This is a genomic window from Desemzia sp. FAM 23989, assembly GCF_045528345.1.
GTDB lineage: Bacteria > Bacillota > Bacilli > Lactobacillales > Carnobacteriaceae > Desemzia.
Genome location: NZ_JBGQQT010000019.1, coordinates 38,145 through 55,293, shown reverse-complemented (window position 1 = coordinate 55,293; position 17,149 = coordinate 38,145). Strand labels below are relative to the sequence as shown.

Genomic DNA, 17,149 nt, shown 5'->3' with positions numbered 1-17,149 from the left:
AGCTTTTATTACTTTATATTTCTTATCTTCATTCATCGTTAGTATTATCCTTTTCATGATTTTATTTTATCATTTTGGGACATTTTATGCTTCGACCTACTTAGGACATTATCACGTTCGAACGATACTACCTTCTTGCAGGTTGAAAACTGCTTGACAGCAAAGGAAAGTAATGGTAAATTGTGACCGATACCTTAGTGCTTAAGAAAGAATAGGTGAAAAAATTGAGTGTGAAAAAAACAGCTTTAGCATGTACTGTTTGCGGCTCTCGTAACTACACAGCCCGCGCAGGTGAAACAGCCAGATCTGAACGATTAGAAATCAAAAAATTCTGTAAATATTGCAATAAACATACAATGCATCGCGAAACTAAATAATGATGATAGAGTGTACGAATAGTCTGGAGGGAATGTAGTGGGAAAAGTAAGAAACTTTTTTGGCGGTGTTCGTCAAGAAATTCGCCAAGTGACTTGGCCAACAGGAAAAGAACTGAGAAAATATACGGTTACTGTCTTTGGGGTAGTCATCCTGTTTGCAATTTTCTTCTTAGTAGTTGATTTTGCGATCACGTCTTTACTGGATTTGTTCATCTAAAAAACAATATTGTTGCCATATGACTAGCACAAATGCTTGACTAATGGTATACTGAGTGCAATAAATCATCACGCAGAACCTTCCTTATATGATGGAGAAGGTTTTTTTGTGTGTTTAAATTAAACGATGCGAGTATAATGAATTATAACCTATACAAGGAGTGTTAATAATGGAAGAATTGGAACTTGAAAAACAATGGTATGTGCTGCATACGTATTCTGGCTATGAAAACAAAGTCAAACAGAACATTGAATCTCGTGCAAACAGCATGAACATGGAAGAACACATTTACAGAGTGGTAGTACCTGAAGAAGAGGAACACGAAGTAAAAAATGGGAAAGAAAAGATCAAAATGAAAAAAGTCTTTCCTGGGTATGTATTGGTAGAAATGATCATGTCAGATGACTCTTGGTATGTTGTACGTAACACTCCAGGTGTAACTGGTTTTGTTGGTTCACACGGTGCGGGAAGCAAGCCAGCTCCATTATTGCCGGAAGAAGTAAAATCTATTTTACGCAGCTTGGGCATGAATACACGTCATCAAGAAATTGACTTTGAAGTTGGTGAAACAGTTACGATTGTTGAAGGAGCCTTCAATGGTATGACTGGTAAGGTAACAGCAATTGACGAAGAAAGAGCAAAATTAAAAGTGAACGTTGAGATGTTCGGACGTGAAACAAGTACAGAATTAGAATTCGATCAAGTAGACAAACTATAGAGAGTGGAATAAGGCGTTTGGCTTTCCGGAAATAAGCCCGCCACCAACAGTTAGGTGTTGTTCCTAACTGTTGGTGCCGGACTTATTGGCGTGTAAGCTGCCTTACGCAACTCGTTTTAGATAGAGAGTGGAATAAGGCGCTTAACTTTCTGCAGCTTGTTTAAAAGGAATGAAGGAACTGGGGAAAAAGTCACTTTTTAATAATAATTTGGATCTTCATCTTCTAGCGTTGGTAAAGAAATTTTCTCCGGTCTACGGGGTTGCTTATGAAAGCCATGGGAACGCCTTGAGCCGAAAAACGCGTCTCAAGGCTTGCAAGCGTCAAGCTAAGCGTAACGGCTAAAGCCTAACGCTCAGTAATTGCCATGATTGTTGCTGCTTCAGCAGCTTGCAATCATGGTACACTTGGGCGTACGTCCACAGTGTTTCCTTTTTTTGCATCCTTTTTCATGGCTATAAGCAACCCCATATTCCTCCAAAAATTTCTAGGAATGATTTTTTTAAAGGTTTAGGATTTATTTTTTTCCTTACCAACGTCAAATGTTTTAGAACCAATAATTTATAAATCTGAGTAATTAAAAACACCGTCAAGTCAAGGATCCTTCTTCCTAGATTTGACGGTGTTTTCTAATTCAGCTAGTTATTCCCCAGCTCCTCTTTTTTATCTTCTGAGAAAAAATCTTAGGTATCAGAACTCAAAGAAAAGCTGTAAAGATTTTCTTCTATTTGTCTTTCTTCGTTGAAACGACGTTCTACAAAAGTAACGTGGTTTTCTTGGTCAACTAAGATAACGGTAGTGCCGATAGTCCCGTATTCTTTCGTGCGAATAAAAATGGCAGAAGCAGCTTCTTCGAATTCAATAGGAAGACCGGTTTTCGGCAATGCTTCTTTTGGAGCGGTCTGTTCGTCTGAAAACAAAGCGAATAATTGATCGGTGAGTTGTTCTTTCGAGCCGCTTAGTTGCTTTATTCTACTGGTAACTGTGGCAACTTTAGGCCAGGGAGTATCTAGAGTAGCATTGCTTAAACCATGTGTGCCAGGCGTTAACTCATTTAGCTGATTTTCACTGTTATTATAATGAAGAAATTGACCTTCAAGAATGTTGCCGAAGATTAAATTATAGCCGTCATACTGATGTCTGGTATTGATTAAATCATCCGCATATTCAGCGGCTGTTTGATCACCGGTTAAAAAGTTTTTGACTAAAGTGCCTCTGGAAGTCAAAAAAGCTTGCGGATCTTCAGACGTCTGTCTAGTAGAAACTTTTCGACAATTTGTGAGGGCTGCGAATTTACCCTGTTTGGTCAACCCCAGCCAAGTGCCTTTTTGGAGTTCGTCTTGACCAGCTAATAACTCGGGATGGTCTTTCCAGAAGTGAGCAGATTTTGTAGGTCTGCGATAAGCTTCATCGCGGTTAGCAGCAAACACAAATTTATAAGCGCCGTTTTGATGGAATTTTAAGCCGATATTGCACATAATATCCTCCTCGGTTTCAGTGGTTGGTCCTTTCAGTATACAGTAATGAGATAAAATCGGGGTATAAAGTGTATTGGCTTAAAATCGATGTCGTAAACAAGTTTTGTGCTATACTAAATGAAATTAAGTTCAAGAGGTGAAGGTAAATGAGAGAAATTATATTGATTCTTTCAGAAATGATGAATCGAATCCACGATGTCCTTATGTATGGAATAGGGATCGACATGTCAGATAAAGAATTGCATTTTTGGGTGATCGGTTTTATTGGATTAATAACATTTTTAGCAGTGTTCGTCTTAGCAAAAATTATTCAAAAATTGAAATTCAGTACAACGATCCATTCGTTTATCTTTACTTTTGTAGTGATGACAGTATTTGTATTTGCTATCGAAATCCAGCAAGCTGTTACCAATAGCGGGAATATGGAATTTGCAGATGCTATTGCCGGGCTTTGGGGATTTGTTGTGTTCTTTGCCGTGTATGCGGTAATTGCAGGGATCTTTTATAACGCTTTTCGATTAGTTAGAAAGAAGAAGCGAAAGGCTAAACCAATTAAAAACAGTAACTATACTGGGAAACAAAAAAAGGTATCGGATCCAGACATTGTGGAAGAATGGAGCGAGGCTTCATCAGAACCAGCTCAGACGGTCAAATACAGAACTGAAGCCAGAAAACAACGAGAACAATCACGCGAATAGCGTTTTGTCTGTTTAATGAATGGCTCGAAAGTCAAAAAAAGAATGGTTAAAATGAAAAGCTGCATTAAAACAATAACTATTTCTTGATCCGATACCGCTGCGCTGATTGCTTTTGCAGAGATGCCCCAAAACAAAGGTATTTTTAAGCCATTTAAAAAGCTTTTCCTAAATGCTAACGATAAATCGGTCTTGAAATACTTATTTCTCCACGTCATACGCATGAAAAAATTTAAATAAAAAATAAGATTCCGATTCCGTTTGAAACTTGAAAGTTTGGAGACTACAGGCTCCAGACGGTCCCATGGCTTTCCACAAGCAAACCCGTCCATTCCGGAGGGAATTTCACCCCATAGAGCCGCCCCTACTTATTAAGAGAGCGTTTTAAAAAGAAGACCTTAATTTTTGGGAGAAAGTACTTTTCATGCGTATGATGGGTTATTTCTCTAAATCATATGATGGGTTATTTCTCTAAATCTTATTGACAAGATTTGGAAAGTGTAATATAATTCCATGGTACGTTTAGACGTATGTTTAAAGTGGGAGGGGAAATATTAACCCCATTCAACCACACCCGGACTAAATCAAGGAGGAATGTCTCGTGGCTAAAAAAGTTGTTAATGTCGTAAAATTACAAATTCCTGCAGGTAAAGCAAGTCCTGCTCCACCCGTAGGTCCAGCTTTAGGTCAAGCACAAGTGAATATCATGGGATTCTGTAAAGAATTCAATGCACGCACAGCTGACCAAGCAGGTATGATCATCCCTGTTGTAATCTCTGTATATGAAGACCGTTCATTTACATTTGTTACAAAAACTCCACCAGCTGCTATTTTATTGAAAAAAGCTGCAGGTGTTGAATCAGGTTCTGGTGAACCAAATACTAAAAAAGTTGCAACTGTTTCTCGCGCGCAAGTTAGAGAAATCGCTGAAACTAAACAAGAAGACTTAAACGCTGCATCTGTTGAAGCTGCAATGCGTATGGTCGAAGGTACTGCACGAAGCATGGGATTTGTTGTAGAAGACTAATCTGATTAAAGCTTCTCAGTATCTCTTCGTGAAGCTTGCTTTACGGAGAATAAGTGGGAGGTTTAACCGTTATAACCACAATCAAGGAGGAAAAAAACATGGCTAAAAAGAGTAAAAAATTCTTAGCTGCTTTGGAAAAAGTAGATACTTTAAAAGCATATTCAGTTGAAGAAGCTGTAGCTTTAGTAAAAGAAATTGATTACGCTAATTTCGATGCAACTGTAGAAGTTGCTTACCGTCTTGGAGTTGACCCTAAGAAAGCTGACCAACAAATTCGTGGAGCAGTTGTTCTTCCAAACGGAACAGGTAAAACACAAAGAGTATTAGTTTTTGCTAAAGGCCCTAAAGCTGCTGAAGCAGAAGCTGCAGGAGCAGATTACGTAGGTGATTCTGATCTTGTTCAAAAAATCAATGGTGGATGGATGGACTTCGACGTTGTTGTAGCAACTCCAGACATGATGGGTGAAGTTGGACGTCTTGGACGTGTCTTAGGACCTAAAGGTTTAATGCCTAACCCTAAAACAGGAACTGTTACAATGGATGTAACTAAAGCTATCAACGAAATCAAAGCTGGTAAAGTAACTTACCGCGTGGACAAACAAAGTAATTTGCATGCTCCAATCGGTAAAGTATCTTTCGATGCTGATAAATTGATCGAAAACTTTAGAACTATCCAAGATACAGTGTTGAAAGCTAAACCTTCAACTGCTAAAGGTGTTTACATTAAAAACATCACTATTACATCAACATTTGGCCCAGGGGTTAAAGTTAACCCTCAAGCATTCTAAAAAAATCATAAATTTCTTGACCTAGATGATTAGAATTGGTAAAATCATCTAGGTTAAGAATAAATTGAATTATTACCGAAGACAGTAGGTGGCACTTGCCTTAATTTCCTACCGAGGATGATATGTCGTGAATATACACTACACAATCTCTATGTCTACGGTGACATGGGATTTTTTGTTTGTCTAGGACTTTTTTTTAAAAGTCAAAATGAAAAATTCCCGCCAATTGATCAGGAGGTGAAATGTTAATGAGTGAAGCAGCAATCGCTAAAAAACAAGAATTAGTAGATTTAGCTACAACAAAATTCAAAGATGCTGCCGCAGTAGTCGTAGTTGATTACCGTGGATTAACAGTTGAACAAGTTACTGAATTACGTAAACAATTACGTGAAGCAGGAGTTGAAATGCGCGTTATTAAAAACTCTATCCTATCTCGTGCGGCTAGTACAGCTGGACTTGAAGGAATGGATGACGTATTTAAAGGCCCTACAGCCGTTGCTTTCAGTAACGAAGATGTTGTTGCACCAGCCAAAATTATTGCTAATTTTGCTAAAGAAGCAGAAGCTTTAGAAATTAAAGGTGGCGTTATCAGTGGTAAAGTTTCTTCAGTAGAAGAAATCAACACACTTGCAACACTACCAGACCACGAAGGTCTACTTTCTATGTTGTTATCTGTACTTCAAGCACCAATCCGCAATACTGCACTTGCAGTCAAAGCTGTTGCAGAACAAAAAGAAGAAGTTGCTTAATTAAAAGCACTATTCTTTCAATCAACAAACAAGCAAGTTAATAAAAAAACTAAAACATTATAAACGGAGGAACTAACAATGGCATTAAACATTGAACAAATTGTTGCTGACTTAAAAGAATCAACAATCTTAGAATTAAACGACTTAGTAAAAGCAATTGAAGAAGAATTTGGCGTAACTGCTGCTGCTCCTGTAGCTGCTGCTGGTGGAGCTGGAGAAGCTGCTGCTGCAGAACAAACTGAATTTACAGTTGAATTAACAGATGCTGGATCTGCTAAAATCAAAGTTATCAAAGCAGTTCGTGAAGCTACTGGCTTAGGCTTGAAAGAAGCTAAAGCATTAGTTGACGAAGCTCCTAAAGCAATCAAAGAAAACATCTCTAAAGAAGATGCTGAAGCATTGAAAGAAGCTATTGAAGCTGCTGGTGGTTCTGTAGAAGTTAAATAATCATTTTTTAAATGATCATTTAGTTCTATAACGAGCGAAAAGGTGTGAATCGGAAACGATTCACACCTTTTTTCTTTGTGTACATTGGCTGGTTTAGGCTGCCTAATGTAGAGAAGCGGCTTTAACGGATTGTCTAAAGCCCTCAAGCCGGATATAATAGGTTAAAATAGAGGTATCTATTTGTAAGAAGGAAGATACGAGTAAAGGAGATCAAGAAATATGTCTGATCATTATTATACTAGCAATCCAAATGCTAAAAGCAATATTGATTCATGGAAGTTTACTTTGCGCGGACACGAATTTACTTTTTTAACAGATTCAGGTGTGTTTTCTAAAGCGACGGTTGATTACGGCTCGCGTGTATTAATTGAAACAGTTGATTTCAGCCAATTACCTGAAGGTGACTTATTAGATCTTGGCTGCGGCTATGGTCCGATGGGATTATCCTTTGCTAAGGAAGAGAACGAACGTAAGGTAGAGATGGTAGATGTCAACGAACGAGCGATTGGGCTGGCTCAGCAAAATGCTCTTAAAAACAAAGTGACGAATGTGGATATACACCAGTCCAATATTTACGGAAATGTAAAAGGTACTGAGTTTGCCGGGATTTTCAGCAATCCGCCAATTCGAGCTGGAAAACAAGTGGTTCATGAAATTCTGACGGGAGCTTATGATTACCTTAAGACAGGTGGAGCTTTAGTGATCGTGATTCAAAAGAAACAAGGTGCTCCAAGTGCGAAAGAAAAAATGAACGAGACTTTTGGCAATGCAGAAGTCATTGCAAAAGATAAAGGATATTGGATTATCCAAAGTGTGAAAGAATAGATCATGCTATTCTTTCTTTTTTTGGTTATTTTGATTGACTTCTGTGGAAGTAATTTGTAAACTAAATGATAAGTTAATTAGAAATTAGAAATAGATAATAAAACGCTGTGAAAAGAAGAGTATATTCAGAGGAAACCTTAAAGAGAGCCTTGTTTGGTGAAAATAGGCAGGAGCGAATGAATAGAAGATGGTCTTGGAGCGGGATGGACGAGTAAGGCAATTAGTAAATGAGTCCATAACGGATGCACCCGTTACAGTGCCTCAGTACAATATTCTAGATTTTTGTACTGATTGAGACAAACACAGTGATGTGCTTGTAAAACAAGGTGGTAACACGAAATTGATATTTGCTTTCGTCCTTGAAAAGAAGTTCTGTAAAGAGCTTTCTTTTTGAGGGCGATTTTTTTATTCTAAATTAAATACACTAAATTAAATACACTAAATGCGATGAAGAGAAAAGTATGTTTGCTGTACAACAATGACAGAGAGCCTGAGAGCTGAGAACAGGTTTGTTGGTGCAAATGGAAAATGGCCTCTGAGCAAGGATACCGAATGCTTTTAAGTGTAAGGCTGTCATGGGTGCGCCCGTTAAAGCGTCAGAGTATCGAGATGAATTCTTTGTACTTGTTGAGGAATTGTTTGAAAAAGCAATTTGAAAAAAGGTGGTAACACGAACTAATAAACGTTCGTCCTTTTGGTTGAACTGAGTTCAGTCAAAAGGGCAGCGTTTTTTTATTTTTTGAAGGAGGGATCATAATCTTAAGGTGTGCTCGAAATTATTTTAAATACGTATATTTTTATAAAGCAGCTGGGTGAACCCAGAATTAAACCAAAGAGGTGGAAACATGAAAAAATTCAAATCATTCATACTTACTATATTATCTATTGCAACATTAATTGTTCTTACTGCGTGTGGTGCGGCATCTGGAGAAAGTCAAACGGTCAAATTAGGGGTAGTCGGAGAAATCAATGAACCTTGGGAATACGTTAAAGAACAGTTGGCAGCAGAAGGAATCGAGATCGAATTGGTGAAATTTTCCGATTATAGTACGCCGAACCGAGCTTTAGCGGATGGGGAAATCGATATGAACTCCTTCCAAACAAAAATCTTTATGGAAGCTTTTAATGAAGATACAGGAAATAATCTGACTCCTATTGGGGATACTGTTATTGCGCCATTAGGAATCTATTCTCAAAAAATAACAGATATCAGCGAGATCAAAGAGGGCGACAGTATTGCCATTCCAAATGATGCGTCAAATGAAGGGCGGGCATTGCTGTTGTTGCAGACAGCTGGTTTGATTGAGGTCGATCCTTCTAAAGGGCAAGTTCCTGTTGTAGAAGATGTGACGTCTAATCCGCTGAATCTACAATTTGAAGTGATAGATTCAGCTCAAACAGCACGTGCTCTGGAGGATGTAACAGCTTCTGTCATCAATAGCGGGATGGCAGTCGATGCTGGATTTATTCCAACTGAGGATGCGATTTTCTTAGAACCAGTAACGGAAGATTCAGATCCTTACTACAATGCGATCGTTGTGCGTGAAGAAGATAAAGATAATGAGTTGTATCAAAAAATCGTGGATGTCTATCAAACAGACGGAACTAAAGAAGTTATTGAAGAAAGTTCAAAAGGCTCCTCCATCCCAGTGTGGGAATAACGGATAGAGTGAAAAAGACTGACTGAGGATTTTTTTGAGGCTGTTGAAAAGATGTAGTTTTATTTCAAAGGTGATCTGATTAGAAAATGAAGGCGAGGAAATGGTGAATATGCCAGTCCTCGCTTTTTTTACGTTACCTATTGCATTAATTATTCGGATAAAGGGAACGCAAAATTAAATTGCGTTCCCTTTAAGATGATATTATCTTAGAAAAGGAACGCAAACTGGATTTGCGTTCCTTTTAGAGCTTAAATTTTGACAAAAGGTCACGTAAATTGACTTTCGCTACTTCAGCAGCCGCGTAGTTTTTTTCGACAGTCTTTTTTTGATGAATAAGAAAGAAAAAAACTTCCTTTATAGTGTTGACTATTGCTTTAAAGGAGTGTAAAATAAATAGATGCAAATACTATCTAAAAAATAAGCTTTTGGTTTGAAATATTGTCCAAATCAAAGGGTTATGTATGTAAAACAAAAGAAAATGTGCTTTTTCTGAAAAAGTTACGGATCTTTTGGTTTTTTTTTGCCTAAAAACAGGTTATGACTTCTATTCTTAATAATTGTAATCTAAACGTAACAAAAGGCGGCATACTAGATATGAATAATCATTTGAGGGGTGAACAGGTTGGCAGGCCACTTAGTAAATTACGGTAAACACCGTACACGTAGAAGTTATGCACGTATCAATGAAGTTTTAGAACTGCCGAATCTGATTGAGATTCAATCAGACTCATATCAATGGTTCTTAGATGAAGGATTGCGTGAAATGTTTAGAGATATTTCACCAATTGAAGACTTCGCAGGAAACTTATCATTAGAGTTCCTTGACTATACATTACAGGAACCAAAATACACGGTATCAGAAGCTCGTGCTCATGACGCAAATTATTCCGCACCTATATACGCAAAATTACGTTTGATCAACAAAGAAACTGGAGAAGTGAAAGACCAAGAAGTCTTCTTCGGTGATTTCCCGTTAATGACTGAAATGGGAACGTTCATTATCAATGGAGCTGAACGTGTTATCGTTTCTCAATTGGTTCGTTCACCAGGTGTTTATTTCAATCTGAAAATCGATAAAAACGGCCGTGAAAGCTTCGGAACTACTTTGATTCCTAACCGTGGAGCTTGGTTGGAATTTGAAACAGATGCTAAAAACATCTCTTATGTGCGTATTGACCGTACACGTAAAATTCCATTGAGTGTTCTTGTTCGTGCATTAGGATTCGGCTCGGATGATCAAATTCTAGAAATCTTTGGTGAAAATACTTCACTAGGATTAACTTTGGAAAAAGACATTCATAAAAACGCTAGCGACTCTCGTACTGAAGAAGCCTTAAAAGATGTTTATGAACGACTACGTCCAGGTGAACCAAAGACAGCAGACAGTTCAAGAAGCTTGTTAACAGCTCGTTTCTTTGATCCAAAACGTTATGACTTGGCAGCTGTAGGTCGTTACAAAGTAAATAAAAAATTAAGCTTGAAAACGCGTTTGTTCAATCAAACAGTAGCTGAAACGTTGATCGATTCTGAAACAGGAGAAATTATCGTTGAGGCTGGTACATTATTAGACCGCGACCAAATGGATAAATTAAATGACTACTTGGACAACGGCTTAAATAGTGTAACTTTCTATCCAAATGAAGATGGTGTAGTTCCAGAACCCATCAAATTGCAAATTGTAAAAGTTTACTCTAAAGAAAACCCTGAACACATTGTAAATGTTATTGGAAACGGAAATGTTTCTGAAGACCACAAACACGTTACACCGGCTGATATTTTATCTGCTATGAGTTACTTCTTTAACTTGCAAGAAAGCATCGGAAACGTAGACGATATTGACCACTTAGGTAATCGTCGTATTCGTTCAGTAGGTGAATTATTGCAAAATCAATTCCGTATTGGTTTGTCTCGTATGGAACGTGTGGTTCGTGAACGTATGTCTATTCAAGATATGTCTACTGTTACACCACAACAATTGATCAATATTCGTCCAGTTGTAGCATCAATCAAAGAATTCTTTGGTTCTTCTCAATTGTCTCAATTCATGGATCAAACTAACCCATTAGGGGAATTGACTCACAAACGTCGTCTATCAGCATTAGGACCCGGTGGTTTAACAAGAGACCGTGCCGGATATGAAGTTCGTGACGTTCACTATTCTCACTATGGCCGTATGTGTCCGATTGAAACGCCTGAAGGTCCTAACATCGGTTTGATCAATAGTTTATCCAGTTTTGCGAAAGTAAATAAATTTGGATTTATTGAGACTCCTTACCGTCGTGTTGACCGTGAATCAGGTAAAGTAACTGGAAAGATCGACTACCTGACAGCTGATGAAGAAGATAACTATGTCATTGCTCAAGCAAATGCTATTTTGAATGAAGATGGTACATTTGCAAATGATGTTGTATTAGCTCGTTATAAAGATGAAAACTTGGAGATGGATGTAGCTCGTGTAGACTACATGGACGTTTCTCCTAAACAAGTAGTTGCCGTTGCGACAGCATGTATTCCTTTCTTGGAAAACGATGACTCGAACCGTGCCTTAATGGGTGCGAACATGCAACGTCAAGCTGTACCGTTGATCAAACCAGACGCTCCTCTTGTAGGGACTGGTATGGAACACGTAACAGCTAAAGACTCTGGAGCTGCTTTGATTTGTAAAAATGACGGTATTGTAGAATACGTCGATGCTGATGAAGTTCGCGTTCGTCGCGACAATGGCGCATTAGACAAATATACAGTTATCAAGTTCCAACGTTCTAACTCAGGTACTTCTTATAACCAAAACCCTATCGTTGCTAAAGGCGACCGCGTAGACAAAGGCGAGATCCTAGCTGATGGTCCTTCAATGGATCAAGGAGAAATGGCTCTTGGACAAAACCCGGTTATTGCTTTTATGACTTATGATGGGTACAACTTTGAGGATGCTATCATTATGAGTGAACGTTTAGTAAAAGACGACGTTTATACTTCTATTCATATTGAAGAATATGAATCAGAAGCTCGTGATACAAAACTTGGACCTGAAGAAATCACTCGTGAAATTCCAAACGTCGGTGATGACGCACTGAAAAACTTGAACGAAATGGGTATTATCCGTATTGGTGCTGAAGTAAAAGATGGTGATTTATTAGTAGGTAAAGTAACTCCTAAAGGGGTAACGGAATTATCTGCTGAAGAACGCTTATTGCACGCAATCTTTGGAGAAAAAGCTCGTGAAGTTAGAGATACATCCTTGCGTGTACCTCACGGAGGCGGCGGTATTGTTCATGATGTGAAAATCTTTACTCGTGAAGCTGGGGACGAATTATCTCCAGGTGTCAATATGCTGGTTCGTGTGTACATCGTTCAAAAACGTAAAATCAACGTTGGAGATAAGATGGCGGGTCGTCACGGTAATAAAGGGGTAGTTTCCTTAATCTTACCTGAAGAAGATATGCCATTCTTACCAGATGGTACACCAATCGATATTATGTTGAATCCATTAGGGGTTCCTTCTCGTATGAATATTGGGCAAGTATTTGAAACTCACATGGGTATGGCTGCTCGTCGTTTAGGTATTCGTATCGCAACGCCAGTATTTGATGGTGTTCGTGAAGAAGACTTATGGGCTACTGTTAAAGAAGCAGGAATGGCTTCAGATGCTAAAACCGTATTGTATGACGGACGAACTGGTGAACCTTTTGACAACCGTGTAACCGTTGGGGTTATGTACATGATCAAATTGGCTCACATGGTCGATGACAAATTACATGCTCGTTCAACTGGACCATACTCACTTGTTACACAACAACCATTGGGTGGTAAAGCTCAATTTGGTGGACAACGTTTCGGTGAGATGGAAGTTTGGGCTCTTGAAGCATACGGAGCTGCTTATACTTTACAAGAAATCTTAACGTACAAATCAGATGATGTTGTTGGACGTGTGAAAACTTATGAAGCTATTGTTAAAGGAGAACCAATTCCTACACCAGGTGTTCCTGAATCTTTCCGTGTATTAGTCAAAGAGTTGCAATCTCTTGGATTAGACATGAAAGTATTGGATGCACAAGATGAAGAAATTGAATTACGCGATATGGATGATGACGATGATATCGGAACTGTCGATGCGCTTAGCAAATACGCTGAAGAGCAAGAAAAAGCTAGACAACAAGATTCTGAATAAGAGGTAGTTAGAGTTGATTCCAAAGTAATTGGGATCAGCTCTGCACCTTATTCAATAAAAAGAACGAAACAATTCGAGCAAGTTAGGGCAGCTCAAAAAATAAAGGGAGGTAGGCCCCTTGATAGACGTTAATAATTTTGAAAGCATGCAAATCGGTTTGGCTTCTTCTGATAAAATCCGCAGTTGGTCTTATGGAGAAGTTAAAAAACCTGAAACTATCAACTATCGTACGCTAAAACCTGAACGTGATGGTTTATTCTGTGAACGCATTTTTGGCCCATCAAAAGACTGGGAATGTGCTTGTGGGAAGTACAAACGTATTCGTTATAAAGGAATCGTTTGTGATCGTTGCGGCGTTGAAGTTACTCGTTCAAAAGTACGTCGCGAACGTATGGGTCACATTGAATTAGCAGCACCAGTAACACACATTTGGTACTTTAAAGGTATTCCGAGCCGTATGGGTCTTGTATTGGATATGAGTCCTCGTGCGTTAGAAGAAATCATTTATTTTGCTTCTTATGTAGTTATTGAACCAGGTAACACAACGCTTGAAAAGAAACAATTGTTAACAGAAAGAGAATATCGTGAAAAACGTGCGCAATACGGAAATGAATTCAAAGCCGGTATGGGTGCTGAAGCGATTAAACAATTGTTGGACGATGTAGAATTAGGTAAAGAAGTTGAAGAGTTAAAAGAAGAGTTAACTACTGCAACTGGTCAAAAACGAACTCGTGCGATCCGCCGTTTAGATATTTTGGAAGCATTCCATTTATCTGGCAACCACCCAACTTGGATGGTAATGGACGTAGTTCCGGTTATCCCGCCAGAAATCCGCCCAATGGTTCAATTAGAAGGCGGACGTTTTGCAACAAGTGACTTGAATGACTTATACCGTCGCGTAATCAACCGTAACAACCGTTTGAAACGTTTACTGGACTTGAATGCACCAAACATCATTGTTCAAAATGAAAAACGTATGTTGCAAGAAGCAGTAGATGCATTGATCGATAATGGTCGTCGCGGCCGTCCAGTTACTGGACCAGGTAACCGTCCATTAAAATCTCTTTCTCACATGTTGAAAGGGAAACAAGGTCGTTTCCGTCAAAACTTGCTGGGTAAACGTGTTGACTACTCTGGCCGTTCCGTTATCGTAGTAGGACCGACATTGAAAATGTACCAATGTGGTTTACCGAAAGAAATGGCTGTTGAACTATTCAAGCCGTTTGTAATGAGAGAATTAGTTGAACGTGGTATTGCGAACAACATCAAAAATGCGAAAAGAAAAATCGAACGTTTAGACGAAGATATCTGGGACGTTTTAGAAGAAGTTATTCGTGAACACCCAGTTCTATTGAACCGCGCACCAACATTGCACAGATTAGGTATCCAAGCTTTTGAGCCTATCTTAGTAGAAGGAAAAGCGATTCGTCTGCACCCATTAGTGTGTGAAGCTTACAATGCCGATTTTGATGGTGACCAAATGGCGGTCCACGTACCGTTAAGCGACGCTGCTCAAGCTGAAGCACGTATTTTGATGTTAGGTGCACAAAATATCTTGAACCCTAAAGATGGTAAACCAGTTGTTACACCATCTCAAGATATGGTTTTAGGTAACTACTACCTGACAATGGAAGAAGCTGGACGTGAAGGCGAAGGAATGGTATTCAGCAGTATTGAAGAAGCTGAATTAGCTTACCAACAAGGATACGTTCATTTGCACTCTAGAGTAGGGATCCAAGTTTCAGATATCCGAAACAAACCATTTACTGAATGGCAAAAGGATAAAGTCTTGATCACTACTGTTGGGAAATTGATTTTCAACCAAATCATGCCTACAGAATTCCCTTACTTGAATGAACCGACACAAGTCAACTTGGAAGTTAAAACTCCAGACAGCTACTTTGTTGAATATGGAACAAACATTCCAGAACACATTGCTAAACAAAGTTTAGTAAAACCATTCAAAAAGAAAAACTTAGGAAATATCATTGCAGAAGTCTTCAAACGTTTCAAAGTTGCTGAAACTTCAAAAATGTTGGACAGAATGAAAAACTTAGGTTACAAACATTCTACAAAATCTGGTATCACAGTAGGGATCGCAGATATTGCTGTCTTGAAAGAAAAAGAACAGATCTTGGAAGATGCGCATAAACAAGTTGAAAAAGTTACAAAACAATTCCGTCGTGGTTTGATTACAGATGAAGAACGTTATTCAAATGTTATCGACATTTGGAATGCTGCTAAAGACACGATTCAAGAAAAACTGATGGAAGTATTGGATGACAGAAACTCTATCTTTATGATGAGTGACTCTGGTGCCCGTGGTAACATCTCAAACTTTACTCAGTTAGCTGGTATGCGTGGATTGATGGCTGCTCCGAACGGACAAATCATGGAATTGCCGATCACTTCGAACTTCCGTGAAGGTCTAAGTGTTATGGAAATGTTTATCTCTACCCATGGAGCTCGTAAAGGTATGACCGATACAGCCTTGAAGACAGCCGATTCAGGTTACTTGACTCGTCGTTTGGTTGACGTAGCACAAGATGTTATTATCCGTGAAACAGATTGTCATACAGACCGTGGTTTAGTAGTTCATGCTATCAAGAACGGTAATGAAATTATCGAAACTCTTGAAGAACGTCTATTAGGTCGTTATACGAACAAATCGGTTATCCATCCAGAAACTGGCGAAGTTATCATGGAGAAAAACCAATTGATTACAGAACCATTGTCTAAAACGATTATTGACGCAGGTATTAAAGAAGTTACTATCCGCTCTGCATTTACATGTAATACTCCTCATGGTGTATGTAAATACTGTTATGGACGTAACTTGGCTACTGGTAGCGAAGTTGAAGTTGGGGAAGCAGTTGGAACAATTGCCGCTCAATCAATCGGAGAACCAGGTACTCAATTAACCATGCGTACGTTCCATACAGGTGGGGTTGCCGGAGACGATATTACTCAAGGTCTTCCTCGTATCCAAGAAATTTTTGAAGCTCGTCATCCGAAAGGTCGCGCAACGATCACTGAAGTTACTGGTGAAGTTGTTTCGATTGAAGATAAACAAGCTGAACGTATTAAAGAAGTTACCATCAAAGGTGCTACAGATACACGTAGCTACACTGTTCCTTACACTTCTCGTATGCTAGTAGAAGAAGGGGACTTGATTCACCGTGGAGAAGCATTGATTCAAGGTTCTATTGATCCTAAAGAATTGATCGATATCAGCGATGTATTAACCGTTGAAAACTATATGTTGGGTGAAGTTCAAAAAGTATACCGTATGCAAGGGGTAGAAATCGGAGACAAACATATTGAGGTAATGGTTCGTCAAATGTTGCGTAAAGTACGTATCCTTGACCCAGGTAATACAGATTTATTACCAGGTTCTAAGATCGACATCCATGAATTTACTCAAAAGAACAAAGAAGTTCTTATGTCTGGTGGATTACCTGCTACAAGTCGCCCAGTATTGCTTGGAATCACTAAAGCATCACTTGAAACGAATAGTTTCCTGTCTGCTGCTTCCTTCCAAGAAACTACTCGTGTCTTGACGGATGCTGCTATCCGCGGTAAACGTGATAACTTACTAGGATTGAAAGAAAATGTTATCATCGGTAAAATCATTCCAGCCGGTACAGGAATGCGCAAATACCGTAAAATGGATCCAAAAGGAATTGGCGTCGTAAGCGAAAATGTTTACAGCATCAATGACCAAATGGAGAGCGAAGAGTAAGGCGTTCAGCTCATCGAATATAAGAAAACCCACATCAGTTAGGTGCTTTTCCTAACAGATGCGGGTTGGCTTATAGGCGTATGAGCTGCCTTATGCAGCGCGTCTATGGAGAGTGTAGAGTAAGGCGTTCAGCTCATCGAATATAAACCAACAACCGACAGATGGATATTTTTTCTATCCGTCGGTTGTTGTTTTTTTGCGCATTTTTTAGGTGATTAGGAATTTAGAGATAGCGTCCATCGGGTTGAAGCAGGCAGCC

At 38.9% G+C, this 17,149-nt stretch carries 13 protein-coding genes and 3 other annotated features; of the genes, 12 read left to right on the top strand and 1 reads right to left on the bottom strand.

Annotation, left to right across the window (positions count from 1 at the left end; genetic code table 11):
- Positions 1-224 precede the first annotated feature (224 nt).
- From rpmG to nusG, 3 genes are all read left to right on the top strand, one after another.
- Positions 225-377, top strand: a complete 153-nt coding sequence (rpmG, locus tag ACEN36_RS10475) for a 50S ribosomal protein L33 (RefSeq protein WP_407126563.1) — start codon at positions 225-227, stop codon at positions 375-377.
- 37 nt (positions 378-414) lie between these two features.
- Positions 415-594, top strand: coding sequence for a preprotein translocase subunit SecE (secE, locus tag ACEN36_RS10470; RefSeq protein ID WP_079651020.1), 180 nt, complete (start codon positions 415-417; stop codon positions 592-594).
- Between the two features lie 169 nt (positions 595-763).
- The gene (gene nusG, locus ACEN36_RS10465; protein WP_407096015.1) at positions 764-1,312 is read left to right on the top strand and encodes a transcription termination/antitermination protein NusG; all 549 of its coding nucleotides are present in this window, start codon (positions 764-766) and stop codon (positions 1,310-1,312) included.
- A gap of 681 nt (positions 1,313-1,993) precedes the next feature.
- Here nusG and ACEN36_RS10460 read toward each other — a convergent pair.
- Positions 1,994-2,788: an NRDE family protein gene (locus ACEN36_RS10460; protein WP_407096014.1), complete on the bottom strand. Its 795-nt coding sequence runs from the start codon at positions 2,786-2,788 to the stop codon at positions 1,994-1,996.
- Positions 2,789-2,934: 146 nt separating this feature from the next.
- Between ACEN36_RS10460 and ACEN36_RS10455 the strand changes: the two genes are divergently transcribed.
- From ACEN36_RS10455 to rpoC, 9 genes are all read left to right on the top strand, one after another.
- Positions 2,935-3,486, top strand: a complete 552-nt coding sequence (locus ACEN36_RS10455; protein ID WP_407126562.1) for a hypothetical protein — start codon at positions 2,935-2,937, stop codon at positions 3,484-3,486.
- A gap of 598 nt (positions 3,487-4,084) precedes the next feature.
- Positions 4,085-4,510: a 50S ribosomal protein L11 gene (gene rplK, locus ACEN36_RS10450; protein WP_407096012.1), complete on the top strand. Its 426-nt coding sequence runs from the start codon at positions 4,085-4,087 to the stop codon at positions 4,508-4,510.
- A gap of 98 nt (positions 4,511-4,608) precedes the next feature.
- The gene (gene rplA, locus ACEN36_RS10445; RefSeq protein WP_407096011.1) at positions 4,609-5,298 is read left to right on the top strand and encodes a 50S ribosomal protein L1; all 690 of its coding nucleotides are present in this window, start codon (positions 4,609-4,611) and stop codon (positions 5,296-5,298) included.
- A gap of 57 nt (positions 5,299-5,355) precedes the next feature.
- Positions 5,356-5,484, top strand: a sequence feature (ribosomal protein L10 leader region).
- A gap of 62 nt (positions 5,485-5,546) precedes the next feature.
- Positions 5,547-6,047, top strand: a complete 501-nt coding sequence (gene rplJ / locus ACEN36_RS10440; RefSeq protein WP_407126561.1) for a 50S ribosomal protein L10 — start codon at positions 5,547-5,549, stop codon at positions 6,045-6,047.
- A gap of 78 nt (positions 6,048-6,125) precedes the next feature.
- Entirely contained in the window at positions 6,126-6,494 is a 369-nt protein-coding gene (rplL, locus tag ACEN36_RS10435) for a 50S ribosomal protein L7/L12 (protein WP_407096009.1), read from the top strand.
- A gap of 219 nt (positions 6,495-6,713) precedes the next feature.
- Positions 6,714-7,319: a class I SAM-dependent methyltransferase gene (locus ACEN36_RS10430; RefSeq protein ID WP_407102815.1), complete on the top strand. Its 606-nt coding sequence runs from the start codon at positions 6,714-6,716 to the stop codon at positions 7,317-7,319.
- Between the two features lie 98 nt (positions 7,320-7,417).
- Positions 7,418-7,683, top strand: a binding site (T-box leader).
- A gap of 74 nt (positions 7,684-7,757) precedes the next feature.
- Positions 7,758-8,016 (top strand) — a binding site (T-box leader).
- Positions 8,017-8,164: 148 nt separating this feature from the next.
- On the top strand, positions 8,165-8,980 hold the full coding sequence (locus tag ACEN36_RS10425) for a MetQ/NlpA family ABC transporter substrate-binding protein (protein WP_407126560.1): 816 nt from the start codon (positions 8,165-8,167) through the stop codon (positions 8,978-8,980).
- Between the two features lie 613 nt (positions 8,981-9,593).
- A complete protein-coding gene (gene rpoB / locus ACEN36_RS10420; RefSeq protein WP_407126558.1) occupies positions 9,594-13,148 on the top strand; it encodes a DNA-directed RNA polymerase subunit beta in 3,555 nt (1,184 codons plus the stop codon).
- Between the two features lie 118 nt (positions 13,149-13,266).
- Positions 13,267-16,890 carry a DNA-directed RNA polymerase subunit beta' gene (rpoC, locus tag ACEN36_RS10415; protein WP_407096005.1) on the top strand — a complete coding sequence of 1,208 codons (3,624 nt, stop codon included), beginning with the start codon at positions 13,267-13,269 and terminating at the stop codon, positions 16,888-16,890.
- The last annotated feature ends 259 nt before the right edge of the window (positions 16,891-17,149 follow it).

Coding starts and splice junctions, on each gene's coding strand:
- ACEN36_RS10455 (WP_407126562.1), top strand. CDS start 2,935: ATGAGAGAAATTATATTGATTCTTTCAGAAATGATGAATCGAATCCAC.
- rplA (WP_407096011.1), top strand. CDS start 4,609: ATGGCTAAAAAGAGTAAAAAATTCTTAGCTGCTTTGGAAAAAGTAGAT.
- rplL (WP_407096009.1), top strand. CDS start 6,126: ATGGCATTAAACATTGAACAAATTGTTGCTGACTTAAAAGAATCAACA.
- ACEN36_RS10430 (WP_407102815.1), top strand. CDS start 6,714: ATGTCTGATCATTATTATACTAGCAATCCAAATGCTAAAAGCAATATT.
- rplJ (WP_407126561.1), top strand. CDS start 5,547: ATGAGTGAAGCAGCAATCGCTAAAAAACAAGAATTAGTAGATTTAGCT.
- ACEN36_RS10425 (WP_407126560.1), top strand. CDS start 8,165: ATGAAAAAATTCAAATCATTCATACTTACTATATTATCTATTGCAACA.
- ACEN36_RS10460 (WP_407096014.1), bottom strand. CDS start 2,788: ATGTGCAATATCGGCTTAAAATTCCATCAAAACGGCGCTTATAAATTT.
- nusG (WP_407096015.1), top strand. CDS start 764: ATGGAAGAATTGGAACTTGAAAAACAATGGTATGTGCTGCATACGTAT.